11 protein-coding genes are annotated in these 15,338 nt (G+C 71.6%); 8 read left to right on the top strand and 3 right to left on the bottom strand.

Annotated elements, in window-relative coordinates; translation table 11 throughout:
- The coding region (locus tag K7B10_RS10840) for an FCD domain-containing protein (protein ID WP_229335909.1) at positions 1-299 on the top strand (299 nt) is incomplete at its 5' end.
- A gap of 11 nt (positions 300-310) precedes the next feature.
- Here the strand turns inward: K7B10_RS10840 and K7B10_RS10835 are convergent.
- Complete coding sequence (locus tag K7B10_RS10835; protein WP_229335908.1) at positions 311-1,099, bottom strand: hypothetical protein; 789 nt, start codon at positions 1,097-1,099, stop codon at positions 311-313.
- 187 nt (positions 1,100-1,286) lie between these two features.
- Complete coding sequence (locus K7B10_RS10830) at positions 1,287-2,966, bottom strand: PucR family transcriptional regulator (RefSeq protein WP_229335907.1); 1,680 nt, start codon at positions 2,964-2,966, stop codon at positions 1,287-1,289.
- Between the two features lie 254 nt (positions 2,967-3,220).
- Here K7B10_RS10830 and K7B10_RS10825 point away from each other — a divergent pair, with 254 nt between their 5' ends.
- From K7B10_RS10825 to K7B10_RS10795, 7 genes are all read left to right on the top strand, one after another.
- Positions 3,221-4,117: an FAD binding domain-containing protein gene (locus K7B10_RS10825; RefSeq protein ID WP_134070163.1), complete on the top strand. Its 897-nt coding sequence runs from the start codon at positions 3,221-3,223 to the stop codon at positions 4,115-4,117.
- A 2-nt stretch (positions 4,118-4,119) separates the two neighbouring features.
- The gene (locus tag K7B10_RS10820) at positions 4,120-4,755 is read left to right on the top strand and encodes a (2Fe-2S)-binding protein (protein ID WP_229335906.1); all 636 of its coding nucleotides are present in this window, start codon (positions 4,120-4,122) and stop codon (positions 4,753-4,755) included.
- A gap of 2 nt (positions 4,756-4,757) precedes the next feature.
- Positions 4,758-7,163, top strand: a complete 2,406-nt coding sequence (pucD, locus tag K7B10_RS10815) for a xanthine dehydrogenase subunit D (RefSeq protein ID WP_229335905.1) — start codon at positions 4,758-4,760, stop codon at positions 7,161-7,163.
- A gap of 365 nt (positions 7,164-7,528) precedes the next feature.
- Positions 7,529-8,992, top strand: coding sequence for an NCS2 family permease (locus K7B10_RS10810; protein ID WP_229335904.1), 1,464 nt, complete (start codon positions 7,529-7,531; stop codon positions 8,990-8,992).
- 74 nt (positions 8,993-9,066) lie between these two features.
- On the top strand, positions 9,067-10,230 hold the full coding sequence (locus K7B10_RS10805; RefSeq protein WP_229335903.1) for an XdhC family protein: 1,164 nt from the start codon (positions 9,067-9,069) through the stop codon (positions 10,228-10,230).
- 124 nt (positions 10,231-10,354) lie between these two features.
- Positions 10,355-11,623, top strand: a complete 1,269-nt coding sequence (locus K7B10_RS10800) for a YncE family protein (RefSeq protein WP_229335902.1) — start codon at positions 10,355-10,357, stop codon at positions 11,621-11,623.
- Positions 11,624-11,691: 68 nt separating this feature from the next.
- Positions 11,692-12,924 carry a GNAT family N-acetyltransferase gene (locus K7B10_RS10795; protein WP_229335901.1) on the top strand — a complete coding sequence of 411 codons (1,233 nt, stop codon included), beginning with the start codon at positions 11,692-11,694 and terminating at the stop codon, positions 12,922-12,924.
- Positions 12,925-13,006: 82 nt separating this feature from the next.
- Here K7B10_RS10795 and K7B10_RS10790 read toward each other — a convergent pair whose 3' ends face one another.
- Positions 13,007-15,238: a terpene synthase family protein gene (locus tag K7B10_RS10790; RefSeq protein WP_229335900.1), complete on the bottom strand. Its 2,232-nt coding sequence runs from the start codon at positions 15,236-15,238 to the stop codon at positions 13,007-13,009.
- Between the last annotated feature and the right edge of the window lie 100 nt (positions 15,239-15,338).

The following is a 15,338-nucleotide window of genomic DNA, read 5'->3' as shown; positions in this document are numbered from 1 at the left end:
TGCGGCCGGCGGCGGCCGCCGCCGCCGAGGCCGCCGCGGCGGGGGACCTGGCGGGGTACGCGGACGCGGACCGGGCCTTCCACCGGGAGCTGCTCTCCCTGGGCGGGAACGAGCAGCTGGTCTCCGTGGCGCAGGAGCTGCACCGCCGGTCCCAGTGGCCCCTGCCGGGGGCCCCGAGGGCGCGACGGGCGGAGCTCGTGCGGGACGCGGCGGAGCACACGGCCCTGCTGGAGGCCCTGATCGCGGGCGACCTCCCGCTCGTGGAGCAGCTGCTGCGCCCTCATTTCGGCGTGGGCTGAGCCCCCGCGCCTCAGACGCCCGCGGGGCTGGACTTGTCCGGGTGGAGCTGGTCGGCCAGCCAGGTCGGGATGCCGCCCAGGAGGTGGAACAGCCGGCGGGCCTCCGCGCGCAGGCGGGCCGCCTCCGGTTCCGGTTCGGCTTCGGCCAGAGCCGCCAGCGCGGGAGCCGTGCCGATCAGGAACCCCAGGTCCTCCCGGATGCGCAGGGACTCCGCGAAGCCCTTGCGGGCCTCCGCCACCTCCCCGTCCCGCAGGGACAGCGCCGCCAGGTGGCGCCAGGTGAAGGACAGCAGCAGGGTGTCCCCGTGCGCCAGCGCCCCGGCGTGGGCCCGGCGGTACGCCGGACGGGCCGACTGCGGGGCGTCCGCCAGGTGCTCCGCGACCAGCCCCCGCCGGAAGTCCAGCAGCGGTCGCGTCCGGGACCCGGGGGACAGCAGCGCCGCCGCCCGGCCCAGTGCGGAACGGGCCTCGTCCGAGCGGTCGCGGACGCCGAGCACGGTCGCCGCGTACGCCAACTGCCCGCGCTCGCACGCCGCCGCGCCCCGCTCGTCGTCGTCGTGGGCCACCGCCTCCGCGACCCGCAGCGCGTCCTCGGCCTCGGCCCACCCCTGCCCGGTGAACAGGCACCGCTCGACCAGCAGCGCGGTCCGCTGCACGGCCGCGCCGGCGTCGTGCAGGTGAGGCGTCAGCAGGGCTGCCGCGTCGGTCCAACAGCCGCGCGAGCGCAGCCGCCATATCGCCCGCTGGAGGGGGTCGTCTCCCCCGGTAGATCCGGCACCGGACATGGCGGTATCCGCCACATTGCCCTCCCCAAAGCAACCAAGCAGCACGTCGTTGAGCCCTGGGGCGAAATGAGAGCACGGATCGGAGCCTTCGGCCAAGGGGTCGGGTGAACTCTTTCACAAAGTCCGGACGACGTGTCAGGCGCCCTCTCGCCGCCTCGCGCCGGCTCCCGGCCGCGCGGGGCGGCTCCCCGGCCGGATCCGCTCAGCTCATCCGCAGTGCCAGGAAGAAGTCGAGCTTGTCCTCCAGCCGCGAGAGGTCACGTCCCGTCAACTGCTCGATTCGCCCGACCCGGTACCGCAGGGTGTTGACGTGGAGGTGCAGCCGCGTCGCGCAGCGCGTCCACGAGCCGTCGCAGTCCAAGAACGCCTCCAGCGTCGGGATGAGCTCCGCGCGGTGGCGGCGGTCGTAGTCCCGCAGCGGGTCCAGCAGGCGGGCCGTGAAGGCGCGGCGCACGTCGTCCGGGACGAACGGCAGCAACAGGACGTGCGAGGCCAGCTCGTGGTGGCCCGCGGCGCAGACCCGGCCCGGGCGCGCCGCGGCGACCCGGCGGGCGTGCCGGGCCTCCTCCAGCGCCCCGCGCAGCCCCTCGGCGGAGTGCACGGCGGCGCTGACGCCCAGGGTGAGCCGGCCGTCGTCGGCCAGCCCCGCCTGCAGGGGTTCCCGTACGACGGTGAGCAGCTCGTCGGCGTGCAGGGCGCGGTCCGGGCCCTTCTCCTCGCCGGCCTCCGCGGCGAGCGCGGGCAGCGGTACGAGCGCGATGGCCTCGTCGCCCGCGTTGGCCACGGCGATCCGGTCCGAGGGCTCGGGCCCCGAGACGGACTGGTCGACCAGGATCTCCTCCAGCAGCGACTGGGCCACCGGGCCGCCGGGGATGTCCCCGCCGTCCCAGTCGACCCGCGCCACGACGACCTGCCAGTGCGGGGCGCTGCCCAGCCCGGGCAGCAGCACCGGGGCCGCGACCCGCAGGCGGGCGGCGATCTCGGCGGGCGGGGCACCCGTCTGGACCAGCTCCAGCACCTCCTGGGCGAGGCGGCGGCGCACCGTGCGGGCGGCATCGCGCCGGTCCCGCTCGACGGCGATCAGCTGGGTGACGCCCTGGAGCAGGTCGAGCCGCTCGGCGGGCCAGTCCCCGGCGTCCGCCTCGACGGCCAGCAGCCAGTCCGAGAGCACGCTCTCGCGCACGTCACGGGCCCCGGGAGCGCCCGGGCCGCGGCCCGCTCCCCTGATCGGGAAGAGGGAGTAGGTAATACCCTGGATGGAGATCCGGTGCGGGCCCCTGCGCCCGGTGCGGACCGCCGCCAGGTGTTCTCCGGCCAGGGCCGCGCAGATGCCCGGTGCCAGGGGTTCGCCCGCTCCGGCGATCTGCCGGCCCGTGGGGGACAGCACCCAGGCGCGCAGATCGAGGTCGGTGGTGAGCAGATCGAGCACCACATCGGGTCCACCGCCCGCCGGGCCGGACGTCATCAGGCGGCGGTGCCGGTCGACCACGGCCGCGAGATCGCCGGCGCGCTCTCCGGAGACCTGCCGCACCACGTACTCCGTGATCGTGGCGAATGCAACGTCTTCGTTCACGGCGAACAACGGCAGCCGGTTGCGCCGACAGGCTGAAACGAGATCGTCGGGGATGTCCCCGAGCTCCGCCTCGCCGGCCGCGAGGCCCGCGACGCCCGCGCTCGCGAGGATTCGTACGAACGGCTCGGAGTCGGCCGAATTTCTTCGCCAGGCCAGGCCGGTGAGGACGAGTTCGCCCCCGGTGAGGTACCGGCTGGGGTCTCGTAGGTCGGTCGTCATGACGCCGCGGACCGTCCGGTCGAGTTCGTCCTCGCCGCCCAGCAGCCGCAGCCCCAGCGCCTCGGTTTCCAGCAGTGCGCGCAGCCGCATGGTGTCGCCGCCGATCTGTCTCGAATGTTGCCGTTGGAAATCGGGCAGGTCGTTGCATCCTGCCTTTCATACGAATCTACAAGACGAGGGAGGCCGCCAGCCAACTCCTTCATGGTTTCGGTGACTGCACCCGAAGGACGCACGGCTTGTGTACTGACTCCACACCGCGTTAACAGCACGTGAACGACCAGTCGAGGGCCCGAGGGCCTCCTGGCTTGAAGTGAACGACACGATGAAGAAGAAGAGAGCCGCACATGGACTTCCTTCGCCCCGCCAGCTGGGAGGAGGCACTCGCCGCTAAGGCCGAGTACCCCACAGCTGTGCCGATTGCGGGTGGCACCGACATCATGGTCGAGATCAACTTCGACCACCGTCGGCCGGAGTACCTCCTGGACCTGAACCGCATCGGTCTGCTGCGGGAGTGGGAGGTCGGCGAGGACGTGGTCCGGCTGGGCGCCTCCGTTCCGTACACGCAGATCATGGAGAACCTCCGGACGGAGCTCCCGGGTCTCGCGCTCGCCTCGCACACGGTCGCGTCCCCGCAGATCCGCAACCGCGGCGGCGTCGGCGGCAACCTCGGTTGCGCCTCGCCGGCCGGCGACTCCCACCCCGCGCTGCTCGCGGCGGGTGCCGAGGTCGAGGTGGAGTCCGTACGGGGCTCCCGCCTGATCCCGATCGACGAGTTCTACACCGGCGTGAAGCGCAACGCGCTCGCCGCCGACGAGCTCATCAAGACCATCCACGTGAAGAAGGCGGACGGTCCCCAGCAGTACTCCAAGGTCGGCTCCCGCAACGCGATGGTCATCGCCGTCTGCGCGTTCGGCCTGGCGCTGCACCCCGAGACCCGCACGGTCCGTACGGGCATCGGATCGGCCGCGCCGACCCCGATCCGTGCGAAGGCCGCCGAGGAGTTCCTGAACGCCGCGCTCGAAGAGGGCGGTTTCTGGGAGTCCCGCAAGGTCATCACCCCGTCGATCGCCAAGCAGTTCGGTGACCTCGCCACCGGCGCGGCCAACCCGATCGACGACGTCCGCGGCACGGCGAAGTACCGCCGTCACGCGGTCGGCATCATGGCTCGCCGCCAGCTCGTCTGGACCTGGGAGCAGTACCGCGGAACCGGCCACGGCCGCTCGCTCGAAGGGGCTGCGTAATCATGCGCGTCAATTTCACCGTCAACGGCCGTCAGCAGGAAGCCGACGATGTCTGGGAGGGCGAGTCCCTCCTCTACGTGCTGCGCGAGCGGCTCGGCCTGCCGGGCTCGAAGAACGCCTGTGAGCAGGGCGAGTGCGGTTCCTGCACCGTCCGTCTCGACGGCGTGCCGGTCTGTTCCTGTCTGGTGGCAGCCGGACAGGTCGAGGGTCGCGACGTCGTGACCGTCGAGGGCCTGGCGGAGTTCGCCAAGCAGCGCGAGGAGCACGGTCACGGCGGTGCCTGCGGCACCGGCGGCGGCTGCGGCTCCAAGGCCGGCGTCACCCTGGACGCGGCGAAGCAGTGGCAGGCGCACGGGCCCAACAGCGAGCTCCGCTCGCGGGCCGCCGACTCGCAGACCGGTGAGGGCGTGGAGCTCTCCAACATCCAGCAGGCGTTCATCGACGCCGGCGCCGTGCAGTGCGGCTTCTGCACCCCCGGTCTGCTGGTGCAGGCCGACGCGCTGCTCGAACAGAACAGCTCCCCGTCCGACCAGGACATCCGTGAGGCCCTGTCCGGCAACCTCTGCCGCTGCACGGGCTACGAGAAGATCCTCGACGCGGTCCGCCTGGCGGCCGCACGTCAGGGAGAGGCGGTCTGACCATGGCTCAGAACACCCGCACGGTACCGGCCGGCACGCCGACCAACGTCACCCAGAAGCACAACAAGGGCGGCATCGGCGAGTCCACGCTCCGCCCGGACGGCACCCTCAAGGTCACCGGTGAGTTCGCTTACTCCTCGGACATGTGGCACGAGGACATGCTGTGGGGCCAGACCCTGCGCAGCACCGTCGCCCACGCCGAGATCGCCTCGATCGACATCTCCGAGGCCCTCGCGATGCCGGGCGTCTACTCGGTGCTCACGTACGACGACCTGCCGGCCGAGATGAAGAACTACGGCCTGGAGATCCAGGACACCCCGGTCCTCGCCAACGGCCGGGTGCGCCACCACGGTGAGCCGGTCGCCCTCGTGGCCGCGGACCACCCGGAGACCGCCCGCCGCGCGGCCGCCAAGATCAAGATCGACTACCGGGAGCTGCCGGTCGTCACGGACGAGGCCTCCGCCCTCGCCGCGGACGCCCCGCTGATCCACCCGGGCCGCGACGACCACCACTCCGGTCACGTCCCGCACCCCAACATCGTGCACCGCCAGCCGATCATCCGCGGCAACGTGGAAGAGGCCCGCAAGCGCGCCGACGTCATCGTCGAGGGCGAGTACACCTTCGGCATGCAGGACCAGGCCTTCCTCGGCCCGGAGTCCGGCCTCGCCGTGCCCGCCGAGGACGGCGGTGTCGACCTCTACGTCGCCACCCAGTGGCTGCACTCGGACCTCAAGCAGATCGCCCCCGTCCTCGGTCTCCCCGAGGAGAAGGTCCGCATGACGCTCTCGGGCGTCGGCGGTGCCTTCGGCGGCCGCGAGGACATCTCGATGCAGATCCACGCCTGCCTCCTGGCCCTGGCCACGAACAAGCCGGTCAAGATCGTCTACAACCGGTTCGAGTCCTTCTTCGGCCACGTGCACCGCCACCCGGCGAAGCTGTACTACGAGCACGGCGCCACCAAGGACGGCAAGCTCACGCACATGAAGTGCAAGATCGTCCTGGACGGCGGCGCGTACGCGTCCGCCTCCCCGGCGGTCGTGGGCAACGCCTCCTCGCTGTCGGTCGGCCCGTACGTCCTCGAGGACGTCGACATCGAGGCGATCGCGCTCTACACGAACAACCCGCCCTGCGGCGCGATGCGCGGCTTCGGCGCCGTCCAGGCCTGCTTCGCGTACGAGGCCCAGATGGACAAGCTCGCGGCGAAGCTGGGCATGGACCCGGTCGAGTTCCGCCAGCTCAACGCCATGGAGATGGGCACGATCATGCCCACCGGCCAGGTCGTGGACTCCCCGGCGCCCGTCGCCGAGCTGCTGCGCCGGGTCAAGGCCCGCCCGCTGCCGCCCGAGCGCCAGTGGGAGACCGCCGGCGAGGGCGCGGACGTCCGCGCACTGCCGGGCGGCCTCTCCAACACCACCCACGGCGAGGGCGTCGTGCGCGGCATCGGCTACGCGGTCGGCATCAAGAACGTCGGCTTCTCCGAGGGGTTCGACGACTACTCCACCGCCCGCGTGCGCCTGGAGGTCATCAACGGCGAGCCCGTCGCGATGGTCCACACGGCCATGGCGGAGGTCGGCCAGGGCGGTGTCACCGTCCACGCGCAGATCGCCCGTACCGAGCTGGGCGTCACGCAGGTGACCATCCACCCGGCCGACACGCAGGTCGGCTCCGCCGGTTCCACGTCCGCCTCGCGGCAGACGTACATGACCGGTGGCGCCGTGAAGAACACCTGCGAGGCCGTCCGCGAGGCCGTCCTGGAGATCGGCCGCCGCAAGAACGGGTCCTACCACCCCGCGTGGGCGACCGCCGAGCTGCTCCTCGAAGGCGGCAAGGTCGTCACCGACGGCGGAGAGGTCCTCGCGGACCTCGCCGACGTCCTGGAGGGCGAGGACGCGATCGACCTGGAGCTGGAGTTCCGGCACCGGCCGACCGTCGCCTTCGACCTGAAGACCGGCCAGGGCGACGGCCACGTCCAGTACACCTTCGCCGCCCACCGCGCGGTGGTCGAGGTGGACACCGAGCTCGGCCTGGTGAAGGTCGTCGAGCTGGCGACGGCGCAGGACGTCGGCAAGGCCCTGAACATGCTCTCCGTGGTCGGCCAGATCCAGGGTGGCACCACCCAGGGCCTGGGCGTCGCGATCATGGAGGAGATCATCGTGGACCCGAAGACCGCGAAGGTGCGCAACCCCTCCTTCACGGACTACCTGATCCCGACCATCCTCGACACCCCGACCATCCCGGTCGACGTCCTGGAGCTCGCCGACCCGAACGCGCCGTACGGCCTTCGCGGGATGGGCGAGGCCCCCACCCTGTCGTCCACCCCGGCCGTGATCGCGGCGATCCGGGCGGCGACCGGTCTGGAGATCAACAAGACGCCGATCCGTCCGGAAGCCCTCACCGGCACCCTCTAGGACGGCCTGGTCCGGGGGCCGCGAGGCCCCCGGACCCCCACAGACTCTCCGGGCGGTGTGGCACCGGGAACGTCACACTTCCTGTCCACCGCCCGGAGCCAGAAGTCCGGAGTACGAAAACCGCACCGCTCGCGGTCGTTCCACCGGCAGTACCCCCACCGCAACACCCGGCGGCCCCGGCACCCCGGAGCCGTCACCAGCACCACACCAGTACCGCAGAACCCCCGCAGTACCCGCAGTACACGCAGTGCATTTCGCGTCGCCTCGGGCCGTCACCCCGGGTCGTGCAGCCAAACGGAGTTTCCCAAATCCCGCGTCTCCAATCTTCATGCGGGTGCCCCTTTGAACCTTGGGAGTTAGGCACCATGACCCAGTCGTCTGTGGAGCCCAAGACCAGCGCGGAAGAGGCCGGCGACGGCTCTCGCACCCCCGCCGGGCGTTCTTGGCTCGACCGGTACTTTCACATCACGCACAGAGGTTCCAACGTCGGCAATGAGATTCGTGGCGGAGTCACGACCTTCATGGCCATGGCGTACATCCTCCTGCTCAACCCGCTGATCCTCTCCGGCAAGGACGTCGCCGGAGACACCATGAGCCAGAAGGCTCTCATCACCGCCACGGCCTTCGCCGCGGCCCTCACCACGCTCCTCATGGGCTTCGTCGGCAAGGTCCCGCTGGCCCTGGCCGCCGGGCTGTCGGTCTCCGGCGTGCTCTCCTCGCAGGTCGCACCCCAGATGACCTGGCCGCAGGCCATGGGCATGTGCGTGATGTACGGCGTCGTGATCTGCCTCCTGGTCGTCACCGGCCTCCGCGAGATGATCATGAACGCGATCCCCCTCGCGCTCAAGCACGCCATCACCATGGGGATCGGCATGTTCGTCGCCCTGATCGGCCTCGTGAAGGCCGGCTTCGTCGGCAACGGCGGGGAGTTCGCTCCTCCGGTCCAGCTCGGCCCGGTCGGCCAGCTCGCCGGCTGGCCCGTCCTGATCTTCTGCATCACCCTGCTCGCCATCTTCATGCTGCAGGCCCGCAAGGTCCCCGGCGCGATCCTGATCGGCATCGTCGGCGGCACCGTGGTCGCCGCGATCGTCAACGCCGTCGCCGACGTCGACCCGAAGGCCTGGAAGAACGGTGCCCCCACCCTGGACGGGTCCGCCCTCTCGATGCCGGACTTCTCGCTCTTCGGCCAGGTCTCCTTCGGCGGCTGGGGCGACGTCGGCGCCATGACGATCGGCATGATCGTCTTCACCCTCGTGCTCGCCGGCTTCTTCGACGCGATGGCCACCATCATCGGCGTCGGCACCGAGGCCAAGCTGGCCGACGACAAGGGCCGCATGCCGGGCCTGTCGAAGGCGCTGTTCATCGACGGCGCCGGCGGTGCCATCGGCGGCCTGACCGGCGGCTCCGGCCAGACCGTGTTCGTCGAGTCCGCCACCGGTGTCGGCGAGGGTGCCCGTACGGGCCTCGCCTCGGTCGTCACCGGTCTCTTCTTCGCGGCCTGCCTCTTCTTCACCCCGATCACGCAGATCGTCCCGGGTGAGGTCGCCTCCGCGGCCCTGGTCGTCATCGGCGCGATGATGATGCAGAACGCCCGCCACGTGGACTGGGCCGACAGCGCGACCGCCATCCCGGTCTTCCTGACCGTGGTGCTCATGCCCTTCACGTACTCGATCACTGCGGGTGTCGCCGCCGGCGTGATCTCGTACGTGGCCATCAAGATCGCACAGGGCAAGGCCCGTGAGATCGGTGCCTTCATGTGGGCACTGACCGTGATCTTCGTGGTCTTCTTCGCGGAGCACCCCATCGAGGCATGGCTCGGGGTGAAGTGAGGCGGCGCCGGTGATCCGGCCCTGACCCTCCACGCATCCGATACTGGTAACCGAACCCCTCCGAGGAGGCCGCAATGCTGGACATCGCCGAAGAACTGAACCGGTGGGTCGAGCAGGGACGAGACTTCGCCGTCGCCACCGTGGTGGCGGTCGGCGGGAGCGCGCCCCGGCAGCCCGGAGCCGCGCTCGCCGTCGACAGCGAGGGCACGGCCATCGGATCGGTCTCCGGCGGATGCGTGGAGGGCGCGGTGTACGAGCTGTGCCGGCAGGCGCTGGAGGACGGCGAGACCGTCCGGGAGCGCTTCGGCTACAGCGACGACGATGCCTTCGCCGTGGGCCTGACCTGCGGCGGGATCATCGACATCCTCATCACCCCGGTGCCCGTGGGATCCCCCGCCCGGGAGGTGTTGGCGGCCGCGCTGGCGGCGGCCTCCCGCGGCGAGGCCGCGGCGGTCGCCCGGATCGCGGAAGGGCCGGCCGAGCTCCTGGGCCGGGCCGTGCTCGTCCGGGGCGAGGGAGGCTTCGAGGGCGGTTTCGGGGGGCACCCCGAGCTGGACCGCACCATCGCCGAGGAGGCCCGCGCCATGCTCGACGCCGGCCGGACCGGCGTGCTGGAGATCGGCGCCGACGGCCGGCTCTGCGGAGAGCCGCTGAAGGTGCTCGTCGAGTCCAGCGTGCCGCCGCCGCGGATGATCGTCTTCGGCGCGATCGACTTCGCGTCCGCCCTGGTGCGGATCGGCAAGTTCCTCGGCTACCACGTCACCCTGTGTGACGCCCGGCCCGTATTCGCGACGAAGAACCGTTTCCCCGAGGCGGACGAGATCGTCGTCGAATGGCCGCACCGCTATCTGGAGGCCCAGTCCTCGGCGGGCGTGGTGGACGGCCGGACCGTCCTGTGCGTGCTCACCCACGATGCCAAATTCGACGTCCCGCTCCTCGAGCTGGCCCTGAAGCTGCCCGTCGCCTACGTCGGCGCCATGGGCTCCCGCCGCACCCACGAGGACCGCAACAAGCGGCTCCGGGACGTCGGCGTGACCGAGCTGGAGCTCGCGCGGCTGCGCTCCCCGATCGGCCTGGACCTCGGCGCCCGCTCCCCGGAGGAGACCGCGCTGTCCATCGCCGCCGAGATCGTCGCCAACCGCCGCGGCGGCTCGGGCGCGGCGCTCACCGGGGCGCACATACCGATCCACCCGGACACCTCGAAGACGGTGATCGGCAGGATCGGCTCGGTCGCCTGAAGGGCGGCGCCGGAAAGGCGCTGGAGGACGACTTGGGGCGCAACCCCGCGGGGGTTGCGCCCTTTCGCCGTCCCGCCTATTTTACCGGCCGGTAACAGCGCCTTCCTTTAACGGAGTTGAGCGGATGTCCCGGACCGTACGCACCGCCCGCACCGCCCGCACCGCCCGCACCCTCGCACGTACGCTCCTCGCCGGCTCCGTGCTGGCCGCCGCCGCGCTCGTGGCGGGGCCCGCGGCGGCCGACGGCCCCGGCGCCCGCGAGGTGCTCTTCGTCGGGAACAACTGGGAGGGCACCGCCGACGTGCTCGCCTCCACCGGCGACCTCGCCAAGATCGGCCGGCTCGACATGATCCCCGACAAGGAGGAGCGGCTCCGGGAGATCTACCTCAACCCGATCAAGCTCGCCTTCTTCCTCGGCATCCGGGGCGGCGCGGGAGAGGGCCACGACCAGTTCGTCGACGACATGTACACCACCCCCGACGGCTCCGCCGTGGTCGCCTCCCGCCCCAGCTTCGCCGACGTCGTCTCGATCGACGTGCGCACGGGCCGGATCAACTGGCGCTTCCCCGTGGCCGGCTTCCGCTCCGACCACATGGCGGTCTCCCCGGACGGCACCCGGGTCGCGGTCTCCGCCTCCACCGCGAACACCGTGCACGTCCTCGACATCGCCACCGGGCGGCAGCTCGGCTCCTTCCCGACCGGCGACAAACCCCACGAGAACACCTTCAGCCGCGACGGCCGCTTCCTGTGGAACAGCTCCATCGGGGACGTGACCTCCGCGCTCGACGCGTCGTGGCTGGACTGGACGAAGGGCGACCGGAAGATCACCGTCGTCGACGCGCAGACCTTCCGTACGGTCCGCGTGATCGACATGCGCGAACGGCTCGACGCCTTCGGCCGCCCGGACCTCTCCGACGCCGTCCGCCCGATGTCCTTCAGCCCCGACGAGTCGAAGCTCTACTTCCAGGTGTCCTTCTTCAACGGGGTCGTCGAGTACGACGTGGCCGGCGACCGGATCACCCGGATCAAGGAGCTGCCCCGCAACCCCGCCACCAACCCGGACCGCACCACCTGGGTCAACGACTCCCGCCACCACGGCATGTCCATGAGCCCGGACGGGGCCAGGCTCTGCGTGGCGGGCACCATGGACGACTACGTCACCGTCGTGGACCGCGCCTCCCTCACCGAGGGGCCGCTGGTGCCCGCGAACAAGCCGTACTGGGCCACCGTCGACGGGGACGGCACGGCCTGCGTGATCTCCGAGAGCGGCGCGGACCAGGTCACCGCCATCGACTTCGCGACCGGGACCAAGCGGGTGTCCGTCCCCGTCGGCGACCACCCGCAGCGCGTCCGCCTCGGCCACGTCCCCGCGGGCTGGACGGGCCCGCGGTAGCGGCGCCCTCCGGCCACCGTGGCCCTTATGGGGTGACCGGTCCTCGATGACCGATTAGTCTCCGGATCATGGTGGACATCCGTGAGGTACCCGAAGCCCACATCGACCGCGCTCTGGAGCTCGCGTACCTGGTCTTCCACGACCGCCCCGACGAGGAGGGCCGCGAACGCCACCACGCCCTCCTGAGCCACTGCGCGCGCCTCGGCGCGTACGACGGGGACGCGCTGGTCGGGTTCATGGCCGCGCACGAGTTCCGGCTCTCGGTGCCCGGGGCGGACCTGCCCTGCCCCGGGCTCACCTTCGTCAGCGTCGCCCCCACCCACCGCCGCCGCGGCGTGCTCACCGCGCTGATGGACGAGCAGCTGCGGCGCACGGGCGCCGCGGGCGCCCCGATCGCCGCCCTGTGGGCCTCCGAATCCGCCATCTACGGCCGTTTCGGCTACGGCTGCGCCACCCAGGGCGCCACCATCGAGATCGACTCCACGCGCCCGCTGGCCCTGCGCATCGAGCCCGACCCGCGCCCGCTGAGGCTGGTCGACCCGCGGGACGCGCTCGCGGTGATCGGGCCGTACCACGAGGCCGCCCGCGCCGGGCGGGCCGGCCGCCCGACCCGCGACGCGGTGCGCTGGAACGAGTCCTGGCTCTGCGAACAGGACGAGGAGGACGAGGAGTTGGGCCCGCCCCGGATCATCGTCATCGGCGATCCGGGCAAGCCGATCGCGGGGTACGTGCTCTACCGCACGAAGCACGAGGGCGACGGCGGCCCCGCCCGCAGCCCCGGCCTGGTCCGCGTGGACGAACTGGAGGCGGACACCCCGGCGGTGGCCGCCGCCCTGTGGGACTGCCTGGCCGGCCTCGATCTGACCGGCAAGGTCCGCGCGTGGGGCCGGCCGCCGGACGACCCGCTGCTGCGGTTCGCCGCCGACCGGGACCAGGTCAGGGTCACCGCCCAGTTCCCGGCGCTCTGGCTGCGCCTGGTCGACGTACGGGCGGCGCTGACCCGGCGGTCCTGGGCCGCGCCGGTGGAAGTGGTGCTGGAGCTGGCCGACGTACGGCTGCCGGGGAACGCGGGGCGGTTCCGGCTGAAGGCGGGGCCGGGCGGGGCGACGTACGAGCCCGCCGCGGCCCCCGCCGACCTGGAGCTGGAGGTACGCGACCTCGCGGCCTGCTACCTGGGCGGGACGCGGGTCGCCGAGCTGGCCGCCGCGGGCCTGGTGGCGGAGCGGACACCCGGAGCGGCGGCGGCCCTCGACGCGGCCCTGAGCACTCCGCTGCTGCCGCACACGGCGGACGAGTTCTGAGGCGTACGGGGCCGCCCGGCGACGGGGACGGCGGCAGCGGGGGCGGGCGAGCGGACCGCCCCCGCCGCCGGGCTCCGGGGGATCAGGCGGGCAGGGAGATCCGGGCCGCCGCCATGCCGAACGAGGAGCTCTGGCCGAGCCGCGCCCCCCGGACGCCCCCGGCGGACTTCGGGTGCAGGTCCTCGTCGCGGTAACGGCGCACGCTCCGGTGCCAGTTGAGGACGGCGGCCATCCAGTCCTCCAACTCCCGTACGTACGCGTCGAGCGAGGCCCGCGCCCGCGCGTCGAGCCCGTGGTCCTCGTACAGCACCGGCAGCTGGTGGTCGCGGATGTGCTCGAACTCCTTCGTGCGCTGCGCCATCAGGTCGGCGACGATCGCGAACGCCTGCGGATAGTCGATGTCGAAGAAGTTCTGGGTGACCAGGACGTGGTTGTGCACCTCGCCCTCGACCTCGATCTCCTTCTGGTACGAGAACAGGTCGTTGGTGATGCACCCGACGTCCGCCGCCGCGCTCTCCAGCGAGCGCATCACCCCGTCCCGGTAGACCTCGGGCGGCACGCCGTCGTCCTCATGGCCGAACTTGGCCAGGAACATCGTCAGGTACGTACCGAAGGTGAAGCGGCGCATCTCGGCGTAGTCGACCGGGTCCGGAATCCGGTTCACGACGGCGTTGCCGACCTCCCAGACCCAGCTGTCCAGCATCCCGATGACGTGCCCGCGGAACTCCGCGCGCATCGCGGGGCCCATCCCGGCGACGGTCCGGGCCCACAGGTCCTTCAGGCTCCGCTCCATCGCGGTGACCGGCTCCGGGGCCTCGGCCGGATCGACCGGGACCATGGAGATCAGCCGGTCGGTCGCCGCCCGGGCGGCTCCCGGGGATTTCGCCCCGGCGAACACCCTGGGGTAGTAGTCGTCCGCGTACGTGCCCCAGGTCAGCCACTGCGCGCTCAGGCACAGCGCCTCGGCGGTGGCGTCGGGGTCGATGCCCGCCGAACACAGGGCGAAGTCCATGCCGACCAGCTTGTCCTCGTCCCAGATGTCGGAGCCCGGGTCACCGGGCTGCGGATCCAGCAGGCCCATCTCCCTCGACCAGCGCACGATTTCGCGGCGGGCCAGGTCCAGGTGCGGGCTGAGGGTGAGCGGGAACGGCATGTAGAAGTCGGGCAGCAAGGACGGGCCCACCTTCTGGAACGGTACGTGCGTGAAGCTGCGCCGGCGCAGCTCCATGGAGCGGGGCGTGAACAGCGCGCGCAGGTCGAGCGCGGCGGTGCCCGGTCCGGTGGGCAGGAAGGGCAGGGTGAGCGGGGCGGCGGCCGCCCCCTTGGCCTCCTTGTTCATGTAGCGGCTGGAGACCATGTGCCATTCGTGACCGCCGGACTGCCAGTCCTGCAGGCCCTTCGCGTACGCGAGTACGGACGCCATCTCGACGGGGTCGAGCCCGTGCTGCGCGGCGAGCGCGGGGACCTCGGCGAGGGCCGTGTACTCGAACTGCTGGAGCCGCGAGGTCAGCAGGTCGTTCGACAGGTCGGCGGCCTCCTGGGTGGTGCAGTCCAGGAAGGTCTCCAGGACCAGGATGGCGTTGGAGAGTTCGCCCTCCTGCTCCACCTCGCGCTGGTAGGAGAAGATGTCGTTGCGGATGTGCACCGCATCGGAGAAGGCGTCGCGGAGCACCTGCAGCGGGCGCGCGTGCGCGACGCGGGCCGGCACCTCGGCGGACACGTACTCGATCAGCCCGGCGGACCAGGGGGCGCCGCCGACCTTGCGGCGCATCTCGATGTATTCGAGCGGGTTGGCCACACGGCCGATGTTGATGTTGTGGAGCTCCCACATCGACTCGTTGAGGAGGTTCCGCGTCGACTCGGAGAACCGTTCCCTCCAGTCCATCGACATCGACGGCACGGTCCGCGACCACAGGTCCCTGAGGCCCGCCTCGACCGGGTTCGTCGGCTCGGGGAACCCGTCGGCGAGATCCATCGGCATGAAGGCGGCCAGCCCGTCGAGGTACTTCTTGGCGCCCTCGCGGTCCTGGGTCCGCTTGTAGACCTCCAGGAAGTGGTCATCGAAGAAGAAGACCCACACGTACCAGTCGGTGACCAGATCGAGCGCGTCGCCGCCGCAGTCGGGGTGGGTGTACGAGCACAGCAGCGCGTAGTCGTGCGCGTCGAGGTCCCGCTCGTCCCAGACGCCCGACCCCTCCAGCATCCCGAAGCCGCGGGCCCACTGCTTCGTGTGCGCTCGCGCGGCCTCCAGATGGGGATTCAGGCGCGCCGGATACGGCACATAGAAATCCGGCAGTTGAAACGGCTGTGTCACGGCGGGCTGGACCTTTCGTCCGAGGGCGCGGGGGCTCCTGCCTGCGGCCCCCCGCACGAGATCAGCAGGACCCTGCCCCTCCCGCCGTCGATACAAGGAA

This window comes from Streptomyces flavotricini, assembly GCF_020639365.1.
Taxonomy (GTDB): Bacteria; Actinomycetota; Actinomycetes; order Streptomycetales; family Streptomycetaceae; genus Streptomyces; species Streptomyces flavotricini.
This window is presented reverse-complemented; position numbering and strand designations above follow the sequence as displayed.

Coding starts and splice junctions, on each gene's coding strand:
- K7B10_RS10830 (WP_229335907.1), bottom strand. CDS start 2,966: ATGCGGCTGCGCGCACTGCTGGAAACCGAGGCGCTGGGGCTGCGGCTG.
- pucD (WP_229335905.1), top strand. CDS start 4,758: ATGGCTCAGAACACCCGCACGGTACCGGCCGGCACGCCGACCAACGTC.
- K7B10_RS10795 (WP_229335901.1), top strand. CDS start 11,692: ATGGTGGACATCCGTGAGGTACCCGAAGCCCACATCGACCGCGCTCTG.
- K7B10_RS10810 (WP_229335904.1), top strand. CDS start 7,529: ATGACCCAGTCGTCTGTGGAGCCCAAGACCAGCGCGGAAGAGGCCGGC.
- K7B10_RS10805 (WP_229335903.1), top strand. CDS start 9,067: ATGCTGGACATCGCCGAAGAACTGAACCGGTGGGTCGAGCAGGGACGA.
- K7B10_RS10800 (WP_229335902.1), top strand. CDS start 10,355: ATGTCCCGGACCGTACGCACCGCCCGCACCGCCCGCACCGCCCGCACC.
- K7B10_RS10820 (WP_229335906.1), top strand. CDS start 4,120: ATGCGCGTCAATTTCACCGTCAACGGCCGTCAGCAGGAAGCCGACGAT.
- K7B10_RS10825 (WP_134070163.1), top strand. CDS start 3,221: ATGGACTTCCTTCGCCCCGCCAGCTGGGAGGAGGCACTCGCCGCTAAG.